The organism is Streptomyces sp. NPDC051976, from assembly GCF_040680795.1.
GTDB lineage: Bacteria > Actinomycetota > Actinomycetes > Streptomycetales > Streptomycetaceae > Actinacidiphila.
Window position 1 is genome coordinate 194,161 of record NZ_JBFAXL010000002.1, and the last position, 19,807, is coordinate 213,967.

Annotated in this window: 14 protein-coding genes, 2 tRNA genes and 2 pseudogenes; 13 read left to right on the top strand and 5 right to left on the bottom strand. The window is 70.7% G+C overall.

The genetic code is table 11. The features are described 5' to 3' along the window. Nucleotides 1-36: 36 nt before the first annotated feature. The 10 genes and pseudogenes from gnd to AB0M29_RS03245 form a co-directional block, all read left to right on the top strand. Nucleotides 37-942, top strand: a pseudogene (gene gnd / locus AB0M29_RS03200) (phosphogluconate dehydrogenase (NAD(+)-dependent, decarboxylating)); the annotation flags it as partial. 79 nt (nt 943-1,021) lie between these two features. Next, nucleotides 1,022-2,176 (top strand): DNA replication/repair protein RecF, encoded by a 1,155-nt coding sequence (gene recF / locus AB0M29_RS03205; protein WP_365378092.1) that lies wholly within the window; start codon nt 1,022-1,024, stop codon nt 2,174-2,176. Beyond that, complete coding sequence (locus tag AB0M29_RS03210; RefSeq protein ID WP_365378095.1) at nt 2,173-2,781, top strand: DciA family protein; 609 nt, start codon at nt 2,173-2,175, stop codon at nt 2,779-2,781. Before recF ends, AB0M29_RS03210 begins: the two co-directional genes overlap by 4 nt. Nucleotides 2,782-3,060: 279 nt before the next feature. Then, nucleotides 3,061-5,061, top strand: coding sequence for a DNA topoisomerase (ATP-hydrolyzing) subunit B (gyrB, locus tag AB0M29_RS03215; protein WP_365378593.1), 2,001 nt, complete (start codon nt 3,061-3,063; stop codon nt 5,059-5,061). A gap of 56 nt (nt 5,062-5,117) precedes the next feature. Further along, nucleotides 5,118-7,778 carry a DNA gyrase subunit A gene (gyrA, locus tag AB0M29_RS03220; protein WP_365378097.1) on the top strand — a complete coding sequence of 887 codons (2,661 nt, stop codon included), beginning with the start codon at nt 5,118-5,120 and terminating at the stop codon, nt 7,776-7,778. A 3-nt stretch (nt 7,779-7,781) separates the two neighbouring features. Then, a complete protein-coding gene (locus AB0M29_RS03225; RefSeq protein ID WP_365378100.1) occupies nt 7,782-8,465 on the top strand; it encodes a DUF3566 domain-containing protein in 684 nt (227 codons plus the stop codon). A 60-nt stretch (nt 8,466-8,525) separates the two neighbouring features. Then, nucleotides 8,526-8,599 (top strand) — tRNA-Ile (locus AB0M29_RS03230). 182 nt (nt 8,600-8,781) lie between these two features. Beyond that, nucleotides 8,782-8,922 (top strand): DLW-39 family protein, encoded by a 141-nt coding sequence (locus AB0M29_RS03235; protein WP_365378102.1) that lies wholly within the window; start codon nt 8,782-8,784, stop codon nt 8,920-8,922. 266 nt (nt 8,923-9,188) lie between these two features. Then, nucleotides 9,189-11,309 carry a VWA domain-containing protein gene (locus AB0M29_RS03240; protein WP_365378105.1) on the top strand — a complete coding sequence of 707 codons (2,121 nt, stop codon included), beginning with the start codon at nt 9,189-9,191 and terminating at the stop codon, nt 11,307-11,309. Next, a complete protein-coding gene (locus AB0M29_RS03245; RefSeq protein ID WP_365378107.1) occupies nt 11,306-12,658 on the top strand; it encodes a hypothetical protein in 1,353 nt (450 codons plus the stop codon). The genes AB0M29_RS03240 and AB0M29_RS03245 overlap by 4 nt, the downstream gene beginning before the upstream one ends. A gap of 33 nt (nt 12,659-12,691) precedes the next feature. Here AB0M29_RS03245 and AB0M29_RS03250 read toward each other — a convergent pair whose 3' ends face one another. Beyond that, the gene (locus AB0M29_RS03250; RefSeq protein ID WP_365378110.1) at nt 12,692-14,164 is read right to left on the bottom strand and encodes a serine/threonine-protein kinase; all 1,473 of its coding nucleotides are present in this window, start codon (nt 14,162-14,164) and stop codon (nt 12,692-12,694) included. Between the two features lie 50 nt (nt 14,165-14,214). Beyond that, nucleotides 14,215-14,775: a DNA-binding protein gene (locus tag AB0M29_RS03255; RefSeq protein WP_365378113.1), complete on the bottom strand. Its 561-nt coding sequence runs from the start codon at nt 14,773-14,775 to the stop codon at nt 14,215-14,217. Between the two features lie 100 nt (nt 14,776-14,875). Between AB0M29_RS03255 and AB0M29_RS03260 the strand changes: the two genes are divergently transcribed. Then, nucleotides 14,876-14,948: transfer RNA gene (locus tag AB0M29_RS03260), tRNA-Ala, on the top strand. 190 nt (nt 14,949-15,138) lie between these two features. Here the strand turns inward: AB0M29_RS03260 and AB0M29_RS03265 are convergent. Next, a pseudogene (locus AB0M29_RS03265) lies at nt 15,139-15,444 on the bottom strand (ATP-binding protein); the annotation flags it as partial. On the opposite strand from AB0M29_RS03265, the gene AB0M29_RS03270 reads away from it, so the two are divergent. After that, a complete protein-coding gene (locus AB0M29_RS03270) occupies nt 15,386-15,634 on the top strand; it encodes a hypothetical protein (RefSeq protein ID WP_365378115.1) in 249 nt (82 codons plus the stop codon). The pseudogene AB0M29_RS03265 and the gene AB0M29_RS03270 sit on opposite strands and share 59 nt — an antisense overlap. On the opposite strand, the gene AB0M29_RS03275 is transcribed toward AB0M29_RS03270, so the two are convergent. Together AB0M29_RS03275 and AB0M29_RS03280 are read right to left on the bottom strand one after the other, a co-directional pair. After that, entirely contained in the window at nt 15,631-16,917 is a 1,287-nt protein-coding gene (locus AB0M29_RS03275) for a PASTA domain-containing protein (RefSeq protein WP_365378118.1), read from the bottom strand. The genes AB0M29_RS03270 and AB0M29_RS03275 overlap by 4 nt on opposite strands. A 757-nt stretch (nt 16,918-17,674) precedes the next feature. Next, nucleotides 17,675-18,913, bottom strand: coding sequence for a tyrosine-type recombinase/integrase (locus AB0M29_RS03280; protein WP_365378121.1), 1,239 nt, complete (start codon nt 18,911-18,913; stop codon nt 17,675-17,677). 542 nt (nt 18,914-19,455) lie between these two features. On the opposite strand from AB0M29_RS03280, the gene AB0M29_RS03285 reads away from it, so the two are divergent. Beyond that, nucleotides 19,456-19,674, top strand: coding sequence for a helix-turn-helix domain-containing protein (locus AB0M29_RS03285; protein WP_365378123.1), 219 nt, complete (start codon nt 19,456-19,458; stop codon nt 19,672-19,674). Nucleotides 19,675-19,807: the final 133 nt, after the last annotated feature.

A 19,807-nucleotide genomic window follows, 5' to 3' on the forward strand; every position in this document is an offset into this window, starting at 1 on the left:
CGGTCCCGCGGGCCGACGTAGGCTCGCTCTCAGGTCAGACACGCGTCGAACGAAGGATCTGTGATGGAGCTCGGTCTCATCGGTCTCGGCAAGATGGGCGGCAACATGCGCGAGCGCATTCGCCGCGGCGGACACACCGTCATCGGGTATGACCGCAACCCGGATCTCGCCGATGTCCACAGCCTCAAGGAGCTTGTGGACGCGCTGCAGGGACCGCGCGTGGTGTGGGTGATGGTCCCCGCCGGGGCGGCCACCCAGTCGACGATCGACGAGCTGGGGGAGCTGCTCTCCCCCGGTGACGTCGTGGTGGATGGCGGCAACTCCCGCTGGACGGACGACGAGCGGCACGCCGAGGAGCTGGCGGCCAAGGGCATCGGCTTCGTCGACTGCGGTGTCTCCGGCGGCGTGTGGGGCCTGCAGAACGGCTACGCGCTGATGTACGGCGGCACCGACGAGAACATCGCCAAGGCCCAGCCGATCTTCGACGCGCTCAAGCCGGAGGGCGACTCCGGCGCGGTGCACGCGGGCAGCGTCGGCGCCGGGCACTTCGCCAAGATGGTCCACAACGGCATCGAGTACGCGATGATGCAGGCGTACGCCGAGGGCTGGGAGCTGCTGGAGGCGATCGGCTCGGTCACCGACGTCCGCGAGGTCTTCCGCTCCTGGAAGTCCGGTACGGTCATCCGCTCCTGGCTGCTCGACCTGGCCGTGGACGCGCTCGACAAGAGCGAGCACCTGGAGAATCTGCGCGGTTACGCGGACGACTCCGGCGAGGGCCGCTGGACGGTCGAGGCCGCGATCGACAACGCCGTGCCGATGCCCGCCATCACCGCCTCGCTCTTCGCCCGCTTCTCGTCCCGCCAGGACGACTCGCCGCAGATGAAGATGATCGCCGCGCTCCGCAACGAGTTCGGCGGGCACGCGGTCACCGCGGCCGAGTAGCACCGCGGCGCCAGCGGGACACGGCGCCGCGGATACACCACAGCAGGGAGGTCGGCGCGGTCCCGCGCCACAGCACGCGATGCACGTAGCGCACCTTTCGCTCGCCGACTTCCGCTCCTACGCCCGGGCCGAGGTCCCTCTCGACCCGGGCGTGACGGCTTTCGTGGGGCCCAACGGCCAGGGCAAGACCAACCTCGTCGAGGCGGTCGGCTATCTGGCGACGCTGGCCAGCCACCGGGTCGCCTCGGACGCGCCGCTGGTCCGGCTGGGCGCCGAGCGCGCGGTGGTACGCGCCCAGGTCGTACGGGGCGAGCGGCAGCAGCTCGTGGAGCTGGAGATCAACCCGGGCCGGGCGAACCGGGCCAGGATCAACCGGTCGTCGCAGGTCCGGCCGCGCGATGTGCTGGGCATCGTCCGCAGCGTGCTCTTCGCGCCGGAGGACCTGGCGCTGGTCAAGGGCGACCCGGGCGAGCGGCGGCGGTTCCTCGACGAGCTGATCACCGCCAGGGCGCCGCGGCTGGCCGGGGTGCGCAGCGACTACGACCGGGTGCTGAAGCAGCGCAACACCCTGCTGAAGTCGGCGGCGATGGCCCGTAGGCACGGCTCCACCGCCCGGGGCGCCGATCTGTCGACGCTCGACGTGTGGGACCAGCACCTGGCGCGGGCCGGCGCCGAGTTGCTCGCCCAGCGCCTCGACCTGGTGGCGGCGCTGCAGCCGCTGGCCGACAAGGCGTACGAGCAGCTCGCCCCCGGCGGCGGTCCGGTGAGCCTTGAGTACCGCGGGTCGATCGGCGAGCGCGGCGCGGGGCAGGAGGAGGTCCCGGCGCCGGGCGGCCGCGAGGAGCTGTTCGCGCGGATGATGGAGGCGCTGGGCGAGTCGCGGCGGCAGGAGATCGAGCGCGGCGTCACGCTGGTGGGTCCGCACCGCGACGACCTCGTACTGAAGCTGGGACCGCTGCCCGCCAAGGGCTATGCCAGCCACGGCGAGTCGTGGTCGTATGCCCTGGCGCTGCGGCTGGCGTCGTACGAGCTGCTGTGCGCGGACGGCGGCGAGCCGGTGCTGGTGCTCGACGACGTGTTCGCCGAGTTGGACACCCGGCGCCGGGAGCGGCTGGCGGAGCTGGTCGCCCCGGGCGAGCAGGTGCTGGTCACGGCGGCGGTGGACGACGACGTGCCGGGGCTGCTGCGCGGGGCGCGGTTCGCGGTGGAGAACGGAACGGTGGAGCGGGTATGAGCGAGCGGAAAGCCAGGTCCGACGGAGCTCCGTCACCACTGCCCTCGGGCCCGTCCCCCACACAGCCTCCGAGCCCCTCCGGCGCACTGCCCTCCGGCGCGCTCCCCGAGCAGACCGGTGTCGACCTGGCCAGGGTCGCGCTGCGCGCCGCCAAGGAGCAGGCGCGGGCCAAGGGCGCGGCCGCGGTGCAGAAGAAACAAGCCAGGCGCGGCGGCCTGCGCTCCGGCGCCCGTGCGGACGGCCGCGACCCGCTGTCGCTGGGCGCCGCGATCAGCCGTCTGATCACCGAACGGGGCTGGGAGGCGCCCGCCGCGGTGGGCGGTGTGATGGGCCGCTGGCCGCAGCTCGTCGGTCCCGAGGTGGCGCTGCACTGCTCGCCCGCGCGCTACGACGAGGACGAGTGCGTGCTGACCGTGCAGTGCGACTCGACGGCGTGGGCGACCCAGCTCCGGCTGCTGGCGCCGACCCTGGTGGCCCGGCTCAACGCCGACCTGGGCCATGGCACGGTCAAGGTGATCAAGGTGCTGGGACCCGCCGGACCTGCGCGTTCGTACGGCCGGCTGCGGGCGCCCGGCAGCCGCGGCCCCGGTGACACCTACGGCTGAGTAGCCTCCGGCGGCCGCCCCCTGCGCTGAGTAGCGGGAGGTTGACAGCCGGAAGCCCTGGACGCCCGTGTGAGCGGTTTTGGCACCAGGGCCGCGTGTAGGGAGTCGGGCGATGGCGGTTCGGGACGGCACATGGGAACTCAGGTACCGGCAAAGCCCCATTCATGTCGGCGCTACCGGTAGACTGATAGGCAGACCGCCCTCCCCTGGCATCCGGCAGGGGTACCCCAGCGGAACATGTCGAAGACGCAGCCGATCCCGCTCGGCGGGAGACGGCTCGTGCTGTGCCAGAAAGGGCGCTTCGTGGCCGATTCCGGCAACCCCACAGAGAACTCCAACAAGTCCTACGACGCCAGCGCGATCACCGTGCTCGAAGGCCTCGAGGCGGTGCGCAAGCGCCCCGGCATGTACATCGGCTCGACCGGTGAGCGGGGCCTGCACCACCTCGTCCAGGAGGTCGTCGACAACTCGGTCGACGAGGCGATGGCGGGCCACGCGGACACGATCGACGTCACGATCCTGGCCGACGGCGGCGTGCGCGTGGTGGACAACGGCCGCGGTATCCCGGTGGGCATCGTCCCCTCCGAGGGCAAGCCCGCCGTCGAGGTCGTGCTCACCGTGCTGCACGCGGGCGGCAAGTTCGGCGGCGGCGGTTACGCGGTCTCCGGCGGTCTGCACGGCGTCGGCGTCTCCGTGGTCAACGCGCTGTCCTCCCGGGTCGCGGTCGAGGTGCGCACCGAGGGCCACCGCTGGACGCAGGACTACAAGCTGGGTGTGCCGACGGCGCCGCTGCTGAAGAACGAGGCGGTGCAGGAGACCGGCACCACGGTCACCTTCTGGGCCGACCCGGACATCTTCGAGACGACCGAGTACTCCTTCGAGACGCTGTCGCGGCGCTTCCAGGAGATGGCGTTCCTCAACAAGGGACTGCGCATCTCGCTGACCGACGAGCGCGCCGACCACGTCGACGAGGAGGGCAAGCCGCTCACCGTCACGTACCACTACGAGGGCGGCCTCGTGGACTACGTGAAGTACCTGAACTCGCGCAAGGGCGAGCTGATCCACCCCACGGTCATCGACATCGAGGCCGAGGACAAGGAGCGGATGCTCTCGGTCGAGGTCGCGATGCAGTGGAACACCCAGTACACCGAGGGTGTCTACAGCTTCGCGAACACGATCCACACCCACGAGGGCGGCACGCATGAGGAGGGCTTCCGCGCGGCGATGACCGGCCTGGTCAACCGCTACGCGCGGGAGAAGAAGTTCCTGCGCGAGAAGGACGACAACCTGGCGGGCGAGGACATCCGCGAGGGTCTGACCGCGATCATCTCCGTCAAGCTCGGCGAGCCGCAGTTCGAGGGCCAGACGAAGACGAAGCTGGGCAACACCGAGGCGAAGACCTTCGTCCAGAAGGTCGTGCACGAGCACCTGACCGACTGGCTGGACCGCAATCCCAACGAGGCCGCGGACATCATCCGCAAGGCGATCCAGGCGGCCACCGCCCGGGTCGCGGCCCGTAAGGCGCGCGACCTGACCCGCCGCAAGGGGCTGCTGGAGTCGGCGTCGCTGCCGGGCAAGCTCAGCGACTGCCAGTCCAACGACCCCACCAAGTGCGAGATCTTCATCGTCGAGGGTGACTCGGCCGGTGGCTCGGCGAAGTCCGGCCGCAACCCGCAGTACCAGGCGATCCTCCCGATCCGCGGCAAGATCCTCAACGTCGAGAAGGCGCGGATCGACAAGATCCTGCAGAACACCGAGATCCAGGCGCTGATCTCGGCTTTCGGCACCGGTGTGCACGAGGACTTCGACATCGCCAAGCTCCGCTATCACAAGATCATCCTGATGGCGGACGCCGACGTCGACGGCCAGCACATCAACACGCTGCTGCTGACCTTCCTGTTCCGCTTCATGCGGCCGCTGGTCGAGGCAGGTCACGTCTACCTGTCCCGCCCGCCGCTGTACAAGATCAAGTGGGGCCGGGACGACTTCGAGTACGCGTACTCCGACCGCGAGCGCGACGCCCTGGTGGAGCTGGGCAAGCAGGCGGGCAAGCGCATCCGCGAGGACTCGATCCAGCGCTTCAAGGGTCTGGGCGAGATGAACGCGGAGGAGCTGCGCGTCACCACCATGGACATCGACCACCGTGTCCTCGGCCAGGTCACGCTCGACGACGCGGCGCAGGCCGACGACCTGTTCTCGGTGCTGATGGGTGAGGACGTCGAGGCCCGGCGCTCGTTCATCCAGCGCAACGCCAAGGACGTCCGGTTCCTCGACATCTGAGTCGGCCCCGTTTGTGGCCGGTGATCCCGGCCGTGTGAAAGGACTATCTGACAGCGATGGCCGACGAGAATTCCAACGTTCCCCCCGTACCCGACGTCCCCGCGTCCGAGCAGGAGCTGCGCAACGAGTCGGGTGGCCTGCGCATCGAGCCCGTCGGGCTCGAGACCGAGATGCAGCGCAGCTACCTCGACTACGCGATGTCCGTCATCGTCTCGCGCGCGCTGCCGGACGTACGGGACGGCCTCAAGCCGGTGCACCGCCGTGTGCTGTACGCGATGTACGACGGCGGCTACCGGCCGGAGAAGGGCTTCTACAAGTGCGCCCGCGTCGTCGGCGACGTGATGGGCACGTACCACCCGCACGGCGACTCCTCGATCTACGACGCCCTGGTCCGGCTGGCCCAGCCGTGGTCGATGCGGATGCCGCTGGTCGACTCCAACGGCAACTTCGGTTCCCCGGGCAACGACCCGGCCGCCGCCATGCGGTACACCGAGTGCAAGATGATGCCGCTGTCCATGGAGATGGTCCGCGACATCGACGAGGAGACCGTCGACCTCCAGGACAACTACGACGGCCGCAACCAGGAGCCGACGGTCCTGCCGTCCCGGTTCCCGAACCTGCTGATCAACGGCTCCGCGGGCATCGCGGTCGGCATGGCGACCAACATCCCGCCGCACAACCTGCGCGAGGTCGCCGACGGCGCCCAGTGGTACCTGGCCAACCCCGAGGCGTCGCCCGAGGAACTGCTCGACGCCCTGATGGAACGGATCAAGGGCCCGGACTTCCCGACCGGCGCGCTGGTGGTGGGCCGCAAGGGCATCGAGGACGCGTACCGCACCGGCCGCGGCTCGATCACGATGCGCGCCATCGTCGAGGTCGAGGAGATCCAGAACCGGCAGTGCCTGGTCGTCACCGAGCTGCCGTACCAGACGAACCCGGACAATCTGGCGCAGAAGATCGCCGACCTGGTGAAGGACGGCAAGATCGGCGGCATCGCCGACGTCCGCGACGAGACGTCCTCGCGCACCGGGCAGCGGCTGGTGATCGTCCTCAAGCGGGACGCGGTCGCCAAGGTCGTGCTGAACAACCTGTACAAGCACACCGATCTGCAGACCAACTTCGGCGCCAACATGCTGGCGCTGGTCGACGGCGTGCCGCGCACCCTGTCGCTGGACGCGTTCATCCGCAACTGGGTGAACCACCAGGTCGAGGTCATCGTCCGGCGCACCCGCTTCCGGCTGCGCAAGGCCGAGGAGCGCGCCCACATCCTGCGCGGTCTGCTCAAGGCGCTCGACGCGATCGACGAGGTCATCGCGCTGATCCGGCGCAGCGACACCGTCGAGGTGGCGCGCGAGGGCCTGATGGGCCTGCTCACGATCGACGAGATCCAGGCCAACGCGATCCTGGAGATGCAGCTCCGGCGGCTGGCCGCCCTGGAGCGGCAGAAGATCATCGCCGAGCACGACGAGCTGCAGGCGAAGATCAACGAGTACAACGCGATCCTCGCCTCGCCCGAGCGGCAGCGGCAGATCATCAGCGAGGAGCTGCAGGCCATCGTCGAGAAGTTCGGCGACGACCGGCGCAGCAAGCTGGTGCCCTTCGACGGTGACATGTCCATCGAGGACCTGATCGCCGAGGAGGACATCGTCGTCACGATCACCCGCGGCGGCTACGTCAAGCGCACCAAGACCGAGGACTACCGGTCGCAGAAGCGCGGCGGCAAGGGCGTACGCGGCGCGAAGCTGAAGCAGGACGACATCGTCGACCACTTCTTCGTGACCACCACCCACCAGTGGCTGCTGTTCTTCACCAACAAGGGCCGGGTCTACCGCGCCAAGGCGTACGAGCTGCCCGACGCCGGCCGGGACGCCCGCGGCCAGCACGTGGCGAATCTGCTGGCCTTCCAGCCGGACGAGCGGATCGCCCAGATCCTGGCGATCAAGGACTACGCCGCCGCCCCGTACCTGGTGCTGGCCACCAAGGGCGGCCTGGTGAAGAAGACCGCGCTCAAGGACTACGACTCGCCCCGGGCCGGCGGTGTCATCGCCATCAACCTGCGGGAGTCCGGCGCGGCCGTGGCCGACGGCGACGCGGACGGCGAGACCGCCGTGGCGGGCCTGACCTCCGACGAGCTGATCGGCGCCGAGCTGGTCTCGGCGGAGGATGACCTGCTGCTGGTCAGCCGGAAGGCGCAGTGCATCCGCTTCACCGCCACCGACGACGCGCTGCGCCCGATGGGCCGCGCCACATCGGGTGTGAAGGGGATGAGTTTCCGCGAAGGTGACGAACTTCTCTCGATGAATGTCATCCGGCCGGGTACGTTCGTGTTCACCGCCACCGACGGCGGGTACGCCAAGCGCACCTCAGTGGACGAGTACCGGGTCCAGGGGCGCGGCGGACTCGGCATCAAGGCGGCGAAGATCGTGGAGGACCGCGGTTCGCTGGTCGGTGCTCTGGTGGTCGAGGAGACCGATGAGATCCTGGCCATCAGCCTGAGCGGCGGCGTGATCCGTACGCGGGTCAACGAGGTCAGGGAGACGGGCCGTGACACCATGGGCGTCCAACTGATCAATCTCGGGAAGCGTGACGCCGTCGTCGGCATCGCACGCAACGCCGAGGCAGAGGACGATCCGGAGGTGGCCCTGGCGGCCGGCACCGGTGACGACGACGGAGCGGCCGAGGGCGTGGAGCCCGCGGCCGGTGAGCCGGAGGAGTAAGCCGTGAGTGGAGCCACGGGCGCCGAGGGTGGGACAGGGAAGTCCGGGGGTGCCCGTGGCTCGGCAAGTCATCTCAGCGGCACTCCAGAGGGGGGTTACACCGTGACTGACACCCGTCAGCCGCCACCGCCGCACCAACCGCCCGCGCACCAGCCCGCGCAGGCGTACACACCGCCGCAGCCGGCCACGGCGCCTCAGGGGCACGGGGGCGCCCCCGCAGGCCCGGGCGGACCCGGCACGGCCGGCGGTCTCGCCGGTCCGGCGGGCGCGGGCGTACGCAGACCGCGCCCCGCGGCGCGTCCCGTGCCGCGGACCCGCAAGGCCCGGCTGCGGATCGCCAAGGCCGACCCTTGGTCGGTGATGAAGGTGAGCTTCCTGCTCTCCATCGCACTGGGCATCTGCACGATCGTGGCCGTCGCCGTGCTGTGGATGGTGCTCGACACCATCGGCGTCTTCAGCACCGTCGGTTCCACGATCAGCGAGGCCACCACGTCGGAGCAGGGCGGCAAGGGCGGCTTCGACCTCGTGTCGTTCCTCTCGCTGTCCCGGGTGCTGACGATCACCACCGTCATCGCCGTCATCGACGTGGTCCTGGCCACCGCCCTGGCCACGCTCGCGGCCTTCGTCTACAACCTCTCCGCCGGTTTCGTGGGCGGCATCGAGCTCACGCTCGCCGAGGACGAGTAGCGGACGCGGATACCGATTTTGGGACATGGCCCAGGGTGCGCTAATCTTTCGATGCAGCGCGGGGCTATAGCTCAGACGGTTAGAGCGCTTCCCTGATAAGGAAGAGGCCCCAGGTTCAAGTCCTGGTAGCCCCACCGCGCGAGAGCCCCCCGGCCGATCGGCCGGGGGGCTCTCTGCGTCTTCGGGTGACGGTGGGTGTGGCAGGCGGATGTCCGGGGTAGAGGACATGGTCGGTAGGTCACCGTTCGGTATCGGCTGCTGTGTATAGTCGGGCGCGTCAGAAGCTCTTCCCACGCATGAAGGAGGAGGTCACGCGATGAAGAAGTTTCTCCTGATCGCACTGGCCGCCGTCGCCGGCCTGTTCGTGTACCGACAGATTCAGGCGGACCGCGCCGAGCAGGACCTGTGGACGGAAGCCACTGACGCGGTCCCGGCGGGTTCGAACGCCAACGTGTGAGACGTCAGTGAGACGCCCGGACGCCGTGCAGGCACCGGCTCGTCTCCGGGCCCCGGCCGCACCAAGCGGCCGGGGCCTTCGGCGTTCCCGGGGCCTGTTGCGGGACCGTGACCGGAACCTGGCGGGAACCGCTTGAGTTTGCGTGAGCAAATCCTTATCTTTGCTTGTGCAAACGACGCCGTGTGCCGCGCGCACAGGGGGGAAGCGACGCTATGGAACGACGACCGCCACCGGGGCGGGGGGCCGCCGTCGTACGACGGGCGGCGGTGACACGGGGAGCCACGGCGGTACGCAGGGCCGCGGTGGTCCTGCTGCTCGGTTCGGGGCTGTGCCTCGGCGTGGCGCGCTTCGGCGCGCCGCCCGCGTCCGCCGCACCGGCCGCCGGCGGCCAGGACGGCAGCATCGTGATGGTGCTGGACTCCTCGGGCTCCATGGCGGGCCCCGACGGCTCGGGAAGCACCCGGATCGCGGCCGCGCGCACCGCGGTCGGCGCGGTCGTCGACTCGCTGCCCGACGGCTATCCGACCGGACTTCGGGTCTACGGCGCCGGGAAGACGCACGGCTGCGACGACACCAGCCTGGTCCAGCCCGTCACCGCTCTCGACCGGGCCGCGATGAAGCGAGCGGTGGCCGCGGTGCGGCCCAAGGGCGACACACCGACCGCGCTGGCGCTCACCAAGGCCGCCGCCGACCTGCCCCCCGACGGCCGCCGGACGATCCTGCTGGTCTCCGACGGGGAGTCCAACTGCGGTACGCCCAAGCCCTGCCAGGTCGCCGCCCAGCTCGCCGGGGACGGGATCGGGCTGCGGATCGACACCGTCGGCTTCCAGGTCAAGGGCGCGGCCAGGGACGAGCTGGAGTGCGTCGCGCGCGCCGGGCACGGCGCCTACTACGACGCCCCGGACGCCGCCGCGCTCGGCCGCCAGCTCGTACGCGCCTCGCAACTGAGCGCCGACGCCTACCGTTTCGAGGGCACCCGGATCACCGGCGGCCTGACACAGGCGAAGGCGGCGCCGATCACCCCGGGCCAGTACCTGGACACCCTCGGCCCGGGCGAGACCCGGTGGTACGCCGCCTCCCTCGACGCGGTGTCCACCGCGGACCTGTCCCTCACGGCGGTCCCGCAGCCGGGCGTTCCCGTCGGCTACGGCGACGGCCTGGAGCTGCGGCTCGCGGCGACCGGCGCGTACGGCTCCACCTGCGACACGAACTACGCCCACTTCGGCCAGGACGAGGGCGCGATGACGCTCACCGGCGCGGTCAGCCGCACCCCGTCCTCGGGCCACGACGGGAGCTGCGACAAGGCGGGCCGCTATCTGCTGTCCGTGCACCGTACGAGCGCGGCCGCGTCCGACCGCGGGCGCTGGCCGGTGGAGCTGGCCTTCGGCAGCGAGGCGCCGCTGCCCGCGGGCACCACCGCGGCCGCGGCGCGCAGCGACTACGGGGCGGCCCCCGCGCCCGTCACGGGCACCCCGAAGGACCTCACGGGCGGCACCGGCTTCAACGACGCCACCCGGGTCGCCACGGGCGTCTGGCGGGACCGGTTGCTGCCCGCCCAGACCCGCTACTACAAGGTCCACGTCGGCTGGGGCCAACAGCTCACGTACACCGCCGAGTTCGCCAACGAGCCGGTGCTCGACGACGCCTCCGCGGCCGCCTCCACCTTTGTGACGGCCGCCGCCTACGCTCCCGGCAGGCTGCCCGTCCGCAGCGCCTCCGACGCCCGCGACGAACGCGCCTACTTCGGCAAACCGCTGTCGGTGGGCGTCGGTACGGTACCGGTGACCTGGACCAACCGCTGGGTGGCCAGCGGCCCGGCGACCACCGTGCACCGCGCTGGCGACTACTGGATCGCGGTCGGCCTCGGCCCGGACGCCGCACGACTGGCCAGGAACACCGCCGTCGGCGTCATCCTGCGGGTCGACGTCACCGGCACGGAGCTGGCCGGACCGCAGTACCGGGCGCCCGCGCTCGCGGCGGGGAACGGCGGCAAGAACGCCTCCGGCGACGGCTCCGGGACGTCCGGCGCATCCGGAGGCTCCGGGGGCCCTGACGGCCCCGGGCGCGTCACGGCCGGGCAGGCGGGCACGAGCGGGTCCGGTTCCGGTCCGACCCATGTGACCGGTACGGATCTGGTCGCGGCGGGTACGGGCGGCGCGGTCGCGCTGGCCGGGGTCGGGGTGGTGGCGCTGGTCCGTCGCGGCGACACGGGCCAGCGGACGTCCGGCGGCTTCGGAAGCCCGGGTGGCCCGGGTGGCCCTGGCGGTCCGGGCGGTCCCGGCGGCTTCAGCCGTTCCGGCACCACCGGCACGACCAGCGACTCCAGCGCATCCAGCACGTCCCGCACCGTCGACGACGCGGGCACCGACTACAGGGGTGGGGCATGACACGCCGACTGACGTTCACCGCGGCGGCGGCCGTACTCGCGCTCGCCGCCCTCCAGGGCCGGGCCGTGGCCGACGGTACGCCCGCGGCGCCCACCGCACCCGCGACCTGGCAGTCGCGGGGCACCGCGATATCCGGCGCCGCCACCACGGCGGACGCCCCCGCGATGCGGCCCGCGACCACGTACACGGACACCATCGCGGTCGGCCAGACCCGCTTCTACGGGGTGACGCTCGACGCCACGTCGTCGGCGTACGTGTCGGCCTTCGCGCTGCCGCCGGCCGGGACGCGGGTCACCTACGGCGACGGCATCGAGATGAAGCTGCAGAGCGCCGACGGCTCGGACTGCGACAGCCGCGACATCCACTTCGGCGACGAGAACGACCCCCGGCCGATCGGCAGCGCGGTGACCCGCCTCATCGGCGTCGGCACGTCCTGCCAGACGGCCAACCAGTACACCCTGGAGGTCCACAGGACCAGCGCGGGCACCTCCGACCCGGGCCGCTGGCCGCTGGAGCTGCGCTTCGTCAGCGAGCCCGGCCTCAAGGCGGGCTCCGCGGCGCCGCACGCACCCGTGACCGGCACCGACACCCCGTCACCGACCCCGCTCACCACCGGCACCCCGCGCCCGGCCCAGGGCGGCACGGGCTTCGACACCGCGGCCGCGCTGAAGACCGGCATCTGGAAGGACCGGGTGCTGCCGGGCGAGACCCGCTTCTACAAGGTCCCCGTCGACTGGGGCCAGCAGGCCACCGTCTTCGCCGACTTCTCCAGCGCCCAGGTCAAGGACACCTCGCAGTACATCAGCGGCGGCGTCCGCCTGACCGCCTACAGCCCCGTACGCGAGTTCGTCGACGACAGCGACCACGGTTACCAGGGCACGCCCACCTCCCTGCACGAACAGCTCGCACCCGTCTCGTACGCCAACCGCGCCTCGGACGACGACCAGGTCTCGCGGGTCCGGTACGCGGGCTGGTACTACTTCGCGGTCACCGTGCACCCCGACGTCGCCAAGGCGGTGGGCGGCCCGGTGCCGGTCACCCTGCGGGTCGATGTGACCGGCAGCGCGCAGGCCGCGCCCGCCTACGCCGCGGACGCCCGTCCGGCGGGCATCGGCGTCGACGCCCACGACGTGTCCTCCGCGAACGGCACGGCGGCCTCCTCCAGCGGCTCCTCGGGCACCTCGGCGCTGCGCTTCCTGGCCTTCGCGTCGCTGGGCGCGGGCACGGTCCTGCTGCTCAGCCTGGCCGTCTGGTACGCCACCGCCCGACGCAGGGCCGGGCGGGCGGGCCAGCCGGTTGACGCGGTGCCGGGGCCCTACCAGCAAGGTCCGGGGCCTTCCGGCTGGTAACGCCGCCGGTTTCCCCGGATCCTCGCGGGGCGCTCAGGACATCGCGAGCGCGAGGATGCCGAACGCGAAGCAGAGCGCGGCGATGACGAGGACCGGGACCACGATCTTCGCCGGTGGTCCCGGCTTCGGCCGGTGGACCGGGAGTCGCGCGGAGACGGTACCCGTGCCGGGCGCGTCGGCCGAAGCCGGGACCACGGCGGCGGCCGGGGGCAGCGGCTGGGCGGGCGCCGGCAGATCGGCGCGGGTCCTGGTGTGGGTCAGCGGCTGCGCGGGCGCGGGCACTTCGGCGGGCGCGTGGACCTGGGCTTGGGCTTGGGCTTGGGCTTGGGCCTGAGCTTGGAGCTGGGGCTGGGCCGGTGTCTGCGCCTCCGGGCGCAGCGGTGCGCCGGGCGCGGGCGGACCGGGCGGCACGGCGGCGTGGGGGGCTGAGGCGGCCTGGGCATGGGCCTGGGCATGGGCCTGGGCATGGGCCTGGACGGGGGCCGGGACTTCCGGCGCGGGCGCGGGGGCCGCCTGCGGCCAGGCGGCGTGCGGCGGCTCGGAGACAGGGGCAGGCGCCGGGGCGGGTACGGGAGCGGGCCCGGCGGAGAGTCCGTTCACCGGGGTGGGCAGGGGCGTCGCGGGAAGCGGTCCTTCGGGGCCGAAACCGTCCGGCAGCGGGCCCATCTGGTCGAAGACCTCGACCGGTTCGTCGGCCGCCGCCGCGGGTTCCCCCATCACCTCGGCCGCCGCGGCCAGCGCCTTCCGCGCCCCCGTGGCCGTACGGAACCGGGAGCGCGGATCGGGCTGCAGCAGCGCGCCGATCACCTGCCACAGCGGCTCCGGCACCCCCAGCGGCGCGGGCGGCATGCCCACGGCGAGGAAGCGCTCGGATATCGCCTGCGCGTCCGGCTTCTGACCGCCCAGCAGGTACAGCGCGACCAGGCCGACCGCGTACAGGTCGGCGGGGAAGTCGGGCTCGGCTCCGACGAGCTGCTCGGGCGCGAAGTAACCGGGCGTGCCGACCACGTAGTTGGTCTCGGTCAGCCGCGGCTCGCCCTTGCGCATGGCGATGCCGAAGTCCGACAGCCGCAGGTGCGGGGTGCCGGTGCCGGTCGCCTCCAGCAGGATGTTCGCGGGCTTGATGTCGCGGTGCACCACGCCCTCCGCGTGCACGGCGGTCAGCCCGGACAGCAGCTGGTCGAGCAGGACGCACACGTAGTGCGGCGGCAGCGGCCCGTAGTCGCCGATCAGGTGCGACAGCGAACCGCCGCGCACCAGGTCCATGGTGAACAGCACCTTGTCGTCGTCGGCCGCCCAGCTCGCGGGCGCCAGCACATGCGGATGGTCGATCCGCATCGCCTGCTCCCGTACGAAGCGCAGCAGCGCGTGCGCGTCGCTCTGCTGGAGCACCTTGGCGGCCACGTAACGGCGGCGGCGGTGGTCCCAGGAGCGCCAGACCGCCCCGACGCCGCCGCGCCCGATCGGGTCCACCAGCTCGTACCGGCCCGCGAAGACCTCACCCATGGTGTGCCGCGCCCCCTTCGCCGCTCTGCTCGTCGTGTCCGGTCGCTTCCTCAGTCCTGGTGCGCCTCGTAGTGGCTGACCGCCTCGCTGGTCCGCCCGGCGCCGTACACACGGAGGAACTCTGCCAGTTGCGGGTGCGCGGGCGCGAGGGACCGTGCGGCCTGTTCGATCTCGTCCGCCGCGGCCACCGACCGCAGCACGGTCTGGATGCCGCGGACCACCTGACGGGCGGGTGCGGCGCCCGTCTCACCGGAGGAGTGCGTGGTGGTGCCGCCGAGCACCGACGACCCCGCCGACTCCCGGATCTCGTCCATCCGGGCCGCCGCCTCCATCGCCCCGGTCCTGCCCGCCGCCACCTGCCCGGCCAGTTCCTGCAGCGACTGCAGCCGCTGCACCACCGCCGGATTGCCGATCTTCGCCCGCTGCCCGCTCATGAGCTGCGACAACATCGGCGCCGACAACCCCAGCACCGCCGCCAGCCGCGCCTGGTTCAGCCCCAGATCCGCCAGCAACCGCCGGAACAGGTCCCCCAGCGGCTCCCCGTACCAACTCCGCTGCAGCTCCCGCGCCTCCAGCGCCCGAGCCCCGGGGTCCTGCGCCGACGTCTCCATGACCACTCCCATTTGCGCCTGCGAATCCTGCAAACCATCCTACGGAGCCCGATACCCGGTCGGCTCGGCCCGCCGGAACAGGTACGCTGTCCAGCGACGAGGGGCCTTAGCTCAGTTGGTAGAGCGCTGCCTTTGCAAGGCAGATGTCAGGAGTTCGAATCTCCTAGGCTCCACAGTGTTTGTGCAGGTCAGCCACCCTCCCGTCCGATGTGGACGGGAGGGTGGCTGGCGTCCGGCACGCATATGGCACACGTCGAGGTGGGGCCTGCTCTCACGCGTGCCTGCTGTCCCCTCCTCAGCGGGGCCGCCGCAGACTCGGGCCTGTGCGGCCTGGGGATCCTGCGACGGGGTGTCGGTGCGAAGGACGTCCATCGGCAGCTTGACCAGCGCGGTGGTGCCGCCGGAGTCGGACGGGCGGAGCTGGATGCGGATGCCGTGCCGCAGGGACAGCCGGCCGACCACGAACAGGCCCATGCGGCGGGAGACGGAGACGTCCACCGTCGGCGGGTTCGCCAGCCGGTCGTTGATGTCGGCCAGGTCCTCGGGGGACAGGCCGATGCCGGTGTCGTGGATCTCGATCAGCACCGGGCCGTCGGGCAGGGAGTGACCGGTGACCCGCACCTTGGTCTGCGGCGAGGAGAACCAGGTGGCGTTCTCGATCAGCTTCGCGCGGTGGTCGAGCTGGAACAGGGTGGAGAGCACCGCTGGCGGTGGCGAGCTGCCTCAGCGAGGGCTCGCCAGTCCATATGTGCACGTCGTTGAGCTTGCCGATGAACTCCTCAGCGCTGCCGCACTCGATGGGGTCGGGCTCGGAGCCACGCGGTCGGGTGCCGCGTCTGCCGTGGTGCAGGCTGGCTAGTTCCCTGAGCTGGGCGGGGTGGTGGTGGCGGTGGTGGTACAGCAATTGGACGAGCTGGAGGGGAAGGTCAGGGTGACGGTCACTCCGGGGTCGGCGCGGGTGCCGGCTTCTGGGCTTTGGCTGACCACGTGGCCGTCTGCGATGTCTGCGTCGGCTGGGCCGTCGAGTTGGATGCTGCCGGTGAACCCGCTGTCGTGAAACGCACCCTCGGCGTACGTGAGGGTCATGCCGATCACGTCGGGGACAACTTTTAGAACAGGGGGCGGCGGGGGTTTGGCGGTCCGTGTCCTGGTGCGGGCGGGTGTGGGGTCCGTGGTGGGTGCGGTGCCGGAGGTGGGCTTCTCCGTGGCCGGGTTGCCAGATGCCGAGCTGGTGGTGGCGCTGGCAGTGGAGCTGGTGGAGGTGCCGGTTGTGGTGCGGGTGTCCGGGCCGGCGGGACCGTTGTGTCCCAGGGCCTGGGTCACGAGCAGGATCGCGATGGCCAGTGCCGCGGTGAGCAGACCAGCCGTTGTTACGAGGGTTCTCCTGCGGCGCGGTCCGTTGGCCGACCCGGACGGCGTTGCAGGAGAGCCGGGGCTGCCGGTACCGCCGGGGGCGTCTGCGTCCTCCCAAACTGGAGTATTGGCGGAGTGTGTTGTCCCCGGGGCAGGGGCAAGCGCAGGGGGCAGCGGGGCACGGCGACCGTATTCGTAGCGCATGGCCTCCAGTGCGCCGTTGAGGATCTCGTCTGCCTGCGCGGGCGCGTTCGGTTCCTGTCCCTGGCGGGTGAGGGTGTGCTCCTGCCGTTGGACGAGTTGGGTCAGCCTGCTTTCGCGTTCCATGAGGCTGCGGCGGGCTTCGGAGCGTTCATGTGAGGCGGTCTCGGCCTGGGCCCGGAGTTCCACCACGGCGCGTACGGCGCCGTGGTACTCGTCCTGGGCTCCACCGGTGGCGGCCTCCCGGTACGACTCCAGCTCGGTACGGTTGGCCGCCAGGTGCGACTCCAGGCTGCGCATGCGCTGTTCGGCCGCTTCCAGCGCGGCGGCAGCCCGCCTGCTGCGGTCCTCCGCGGCAGCTGTACGTAGAAGGGCCTCGTCCCGGGCAGTCATCAGCTCGTAGAAGCGGTGCAGGACCGGGTTCTTCTTCTCCAGCGCTGCGGTGTAGGTGTCCCACAGGTGTTCGCGGTCTTGTGTTCCTGGCGGGTCGACGAGGTGTTCGGACGCCAGGTCCAGCAGGTGCTGCACGGCGTCACGTGAAGGAAGGCGCTCCCCGGAGACGAAACGCTGCAGCGTTCTCTTACTCACCCTGCCGTGCCGCTCTCCGGGTAACCGTTCCAGGTCGTCAGCATCGCCCATTCGTGCGGAGACCTCGTCGGCCAGGCGCTCCAGCGGCCACCCGTGATCGTGTAACGGAAAGATGACCAGGTTCCGCAATACCTGGACCCATAACCGGACCTGCTCCGGCAGATCCGCCGCTATGGGGTTGGTCGCCCGTCCTCGGCCCTGGCGGCCCCCCGGCTGTTCCGAACCCCCACCCATGCTTCCCCCACCCCTTTGTCACGTTGATTCCCCGCCGGGCACGTGCTGTTTCCGAGGTGATCTCTCTGCAGTCCCCCGGCCCGACGGTGAAGGTCCCCACCACAACCGCCGGCGCTTGCCAGCGGAGTTCAAGCATGGCCACCAAGTGACGTGTACCGCAGCAAATCCCCCTTGCTCCTGACGACGACTTCCCCCGTACCCGGTCCGGTCACTCGCAGGGTCTGGTCTGAACGCCACGGTCAGCAGCCCTCGCCGAGGCAGTGGTGGGGTTGGCACCGGCCAGCGTGGCTGAGTACTCAAGTACGGCGAGCGGGGCGGTGATGCGGAAGATGTGGCCCTGGCCTTGGCCCGGCGGATGGTGCGCCCGGTGGTGGGGCCTGGCGTACGGCGTCTCATGGAAGGCTGGCCTGCCGACCGCCTGGGGGTGGTCGGAGGTCAGGCCGGCAAAACGGCGGTCGGTGGCCTGCCTTGCCCGGCTCCGGCAAGGCAGGCCGCCGATGTTGTAGCAGCGGGGTGGCACATGTCACGCCGCCGTTCGGTCTAGAGCCACCAGTTCGTCGGCCGCGTGCTGGGCCTTCCGGGCTGCCTTCTCTGCCTTCGCCTTGGCCTTGGCGAGGACGCGGGCTCGCCGCTTGTGCATCTTCTTGGAGACCTCGTCCAGGCGGTCGGGGAAGAGGTGGCCGTAGACGTCGAGGGTCATGGTGGCGGACTTGTGGCCGAGCATGGTCTGGACGACGTTGACGTCGGCGCCGCTGGCGATGGCGAGGGAGGCAGCGGTGTGGCGCAGCTTGTGGGGGGTGACGCGGAGGTCGCCTAGACCAGCGCTCGTGACCGCCGGATCGAAGACCCGACGCACGAAGTTGCTGGCGCGCAGTGCGCCGCCCTGGGGGCCGTTGAAGAGCAGCTCGTCCGTGTCGCGTCCTTCAATATGCGGCCATAGTTCGTCGACGAGGAACGCGCTGAGCGGTACGAACCGCCGCTCGTGGTTCTTCGGGGTGTCCAGGTACAACTTGCCGCGGTCCAAGGCGAACGCCTCAACGATGTGGGCACGGCGGGTGGTGAGGTCAATCCGACCGACCTTCAAGGCCGAGGCTTCGCCCCAGCGGAGGCCGGTGTAGGCAAGCAGCAGGATGAAGGCTCGGTACTCGCCTGCGGCGTCCGCGAGGGCTTCGACTTGGAGTTCGTCCAGGTACACGTGCTCGGCGGTGTGGATGGTGGGCAGCGGCACGCCATTGGCTGGGTTGAAGGCGAGGCGGCGGGACTTCACAGCGAATCCCAGGACGCGACTGAGGACGACGTATGTCTTGCGGATGGACCTCGCTCCCTGCTTCCGACCGTTGGCGGTCTTTCCGGCAGCCAGCTCGGTCAGCCACTCGGCGATGTCGTCGTACTGGATTCTGTCCACAGGGGTGGACCCCCACTTGGGGATAACGTGCGTGTCGAGCGCGATCCGGTAGCGGGCGAGGCTGGACCGCTTGAGGTGGAGCTGGCTCTCGAACCACGACTCGGCGACTTCGGCGAACCTCACGCGTCCTGCGGCGGGGTCCCGGTAGGTGCCGTCGCCGAGCCGGGCCTCGACCTGGCCGCGGTAGTCCTCGGCCTTCACCTTCAGGGGGAACGTCTTCATCTTGGGCATGCCGTCGGGGCCGTACCAGCGCACGCGCCAGCGGCCCGGCGGTGTGCGTCCGGCCAGCTTGGCCTTGGCCACGGCCTGGGCGTAGGCGGCGTGGGTGGCGCGGTCCTCGATCCAGACCCGCGCCATCAGACACCGGTCCAGTGGTGTGCGGTGTTTGCTATGAACAAGCTGGGCTGCTCCCTCGGTATTCGTTTCATCGGCCGGGTGAATGTACCCAGCATTCTTCCGTTTGAACAGTGGTTTGGTCTCACTGTATTCCTGTGATAGTCGGTGCTCGGCCGGTCACCGAAAAGCTGACGCTCTGTTTTCTTAAGAAGGATGCGATGCGAACGCGAGGTGTGTGGTAGGTTCCCGCGCCCGGAACCCGGAAGAGGTCATCACTGCTGGTGGGAGCCCATCAGTAGTGACGCAATAACGGCTGTCCAGCCCCGTTCGCAAGCTCGCCGCCTTGTGCCATTTCACCCCTCGTGCCCGTTGTGTCTCACCAATCTTCAGAGTCAACGCCGCGATTATTTGGTCGGCCGCCGATCGGCGCCTACCGTTATCGAATTCCCGGTGGCGGCTCATTTGGGCCGCCCGTGAATCGTCACCATAATGTGGCTGGATGGTGCGGACGTCATGTGGTTGTGTTGTCCGCGCCCCTGGCCAGGAGAGAGGAAAAAAGAAGGATGCCGAAGACGAAGAACGGCACCGCCGAGGGGGTGCGCCGACCGATGGCGACTCCGGCGCAGGTGTCGGAGTACCTCGGTGTGCCGGTGGCCACGCTGTACCAGTGGCGGCACCGGGGCATCGGGCCGAAAGTCCACAAGCTTGGGCGCCACCTGCGCTACCGCTGGTCGGAGGTGGAGGCATGGGTAGACCGGCAGGCGATCGACCTGGCGGCCTGACCACCGCAGCCGCGACTGGCTGGAGAAACGAAACGACCCCCGGTGCGGGAACACCGAGGGCCTCGTGAACACCCCAAGCGACTTGTATCGATCACGACGGTGGAGGCGGGCCTGGCAGCCCATTGCCCCACCG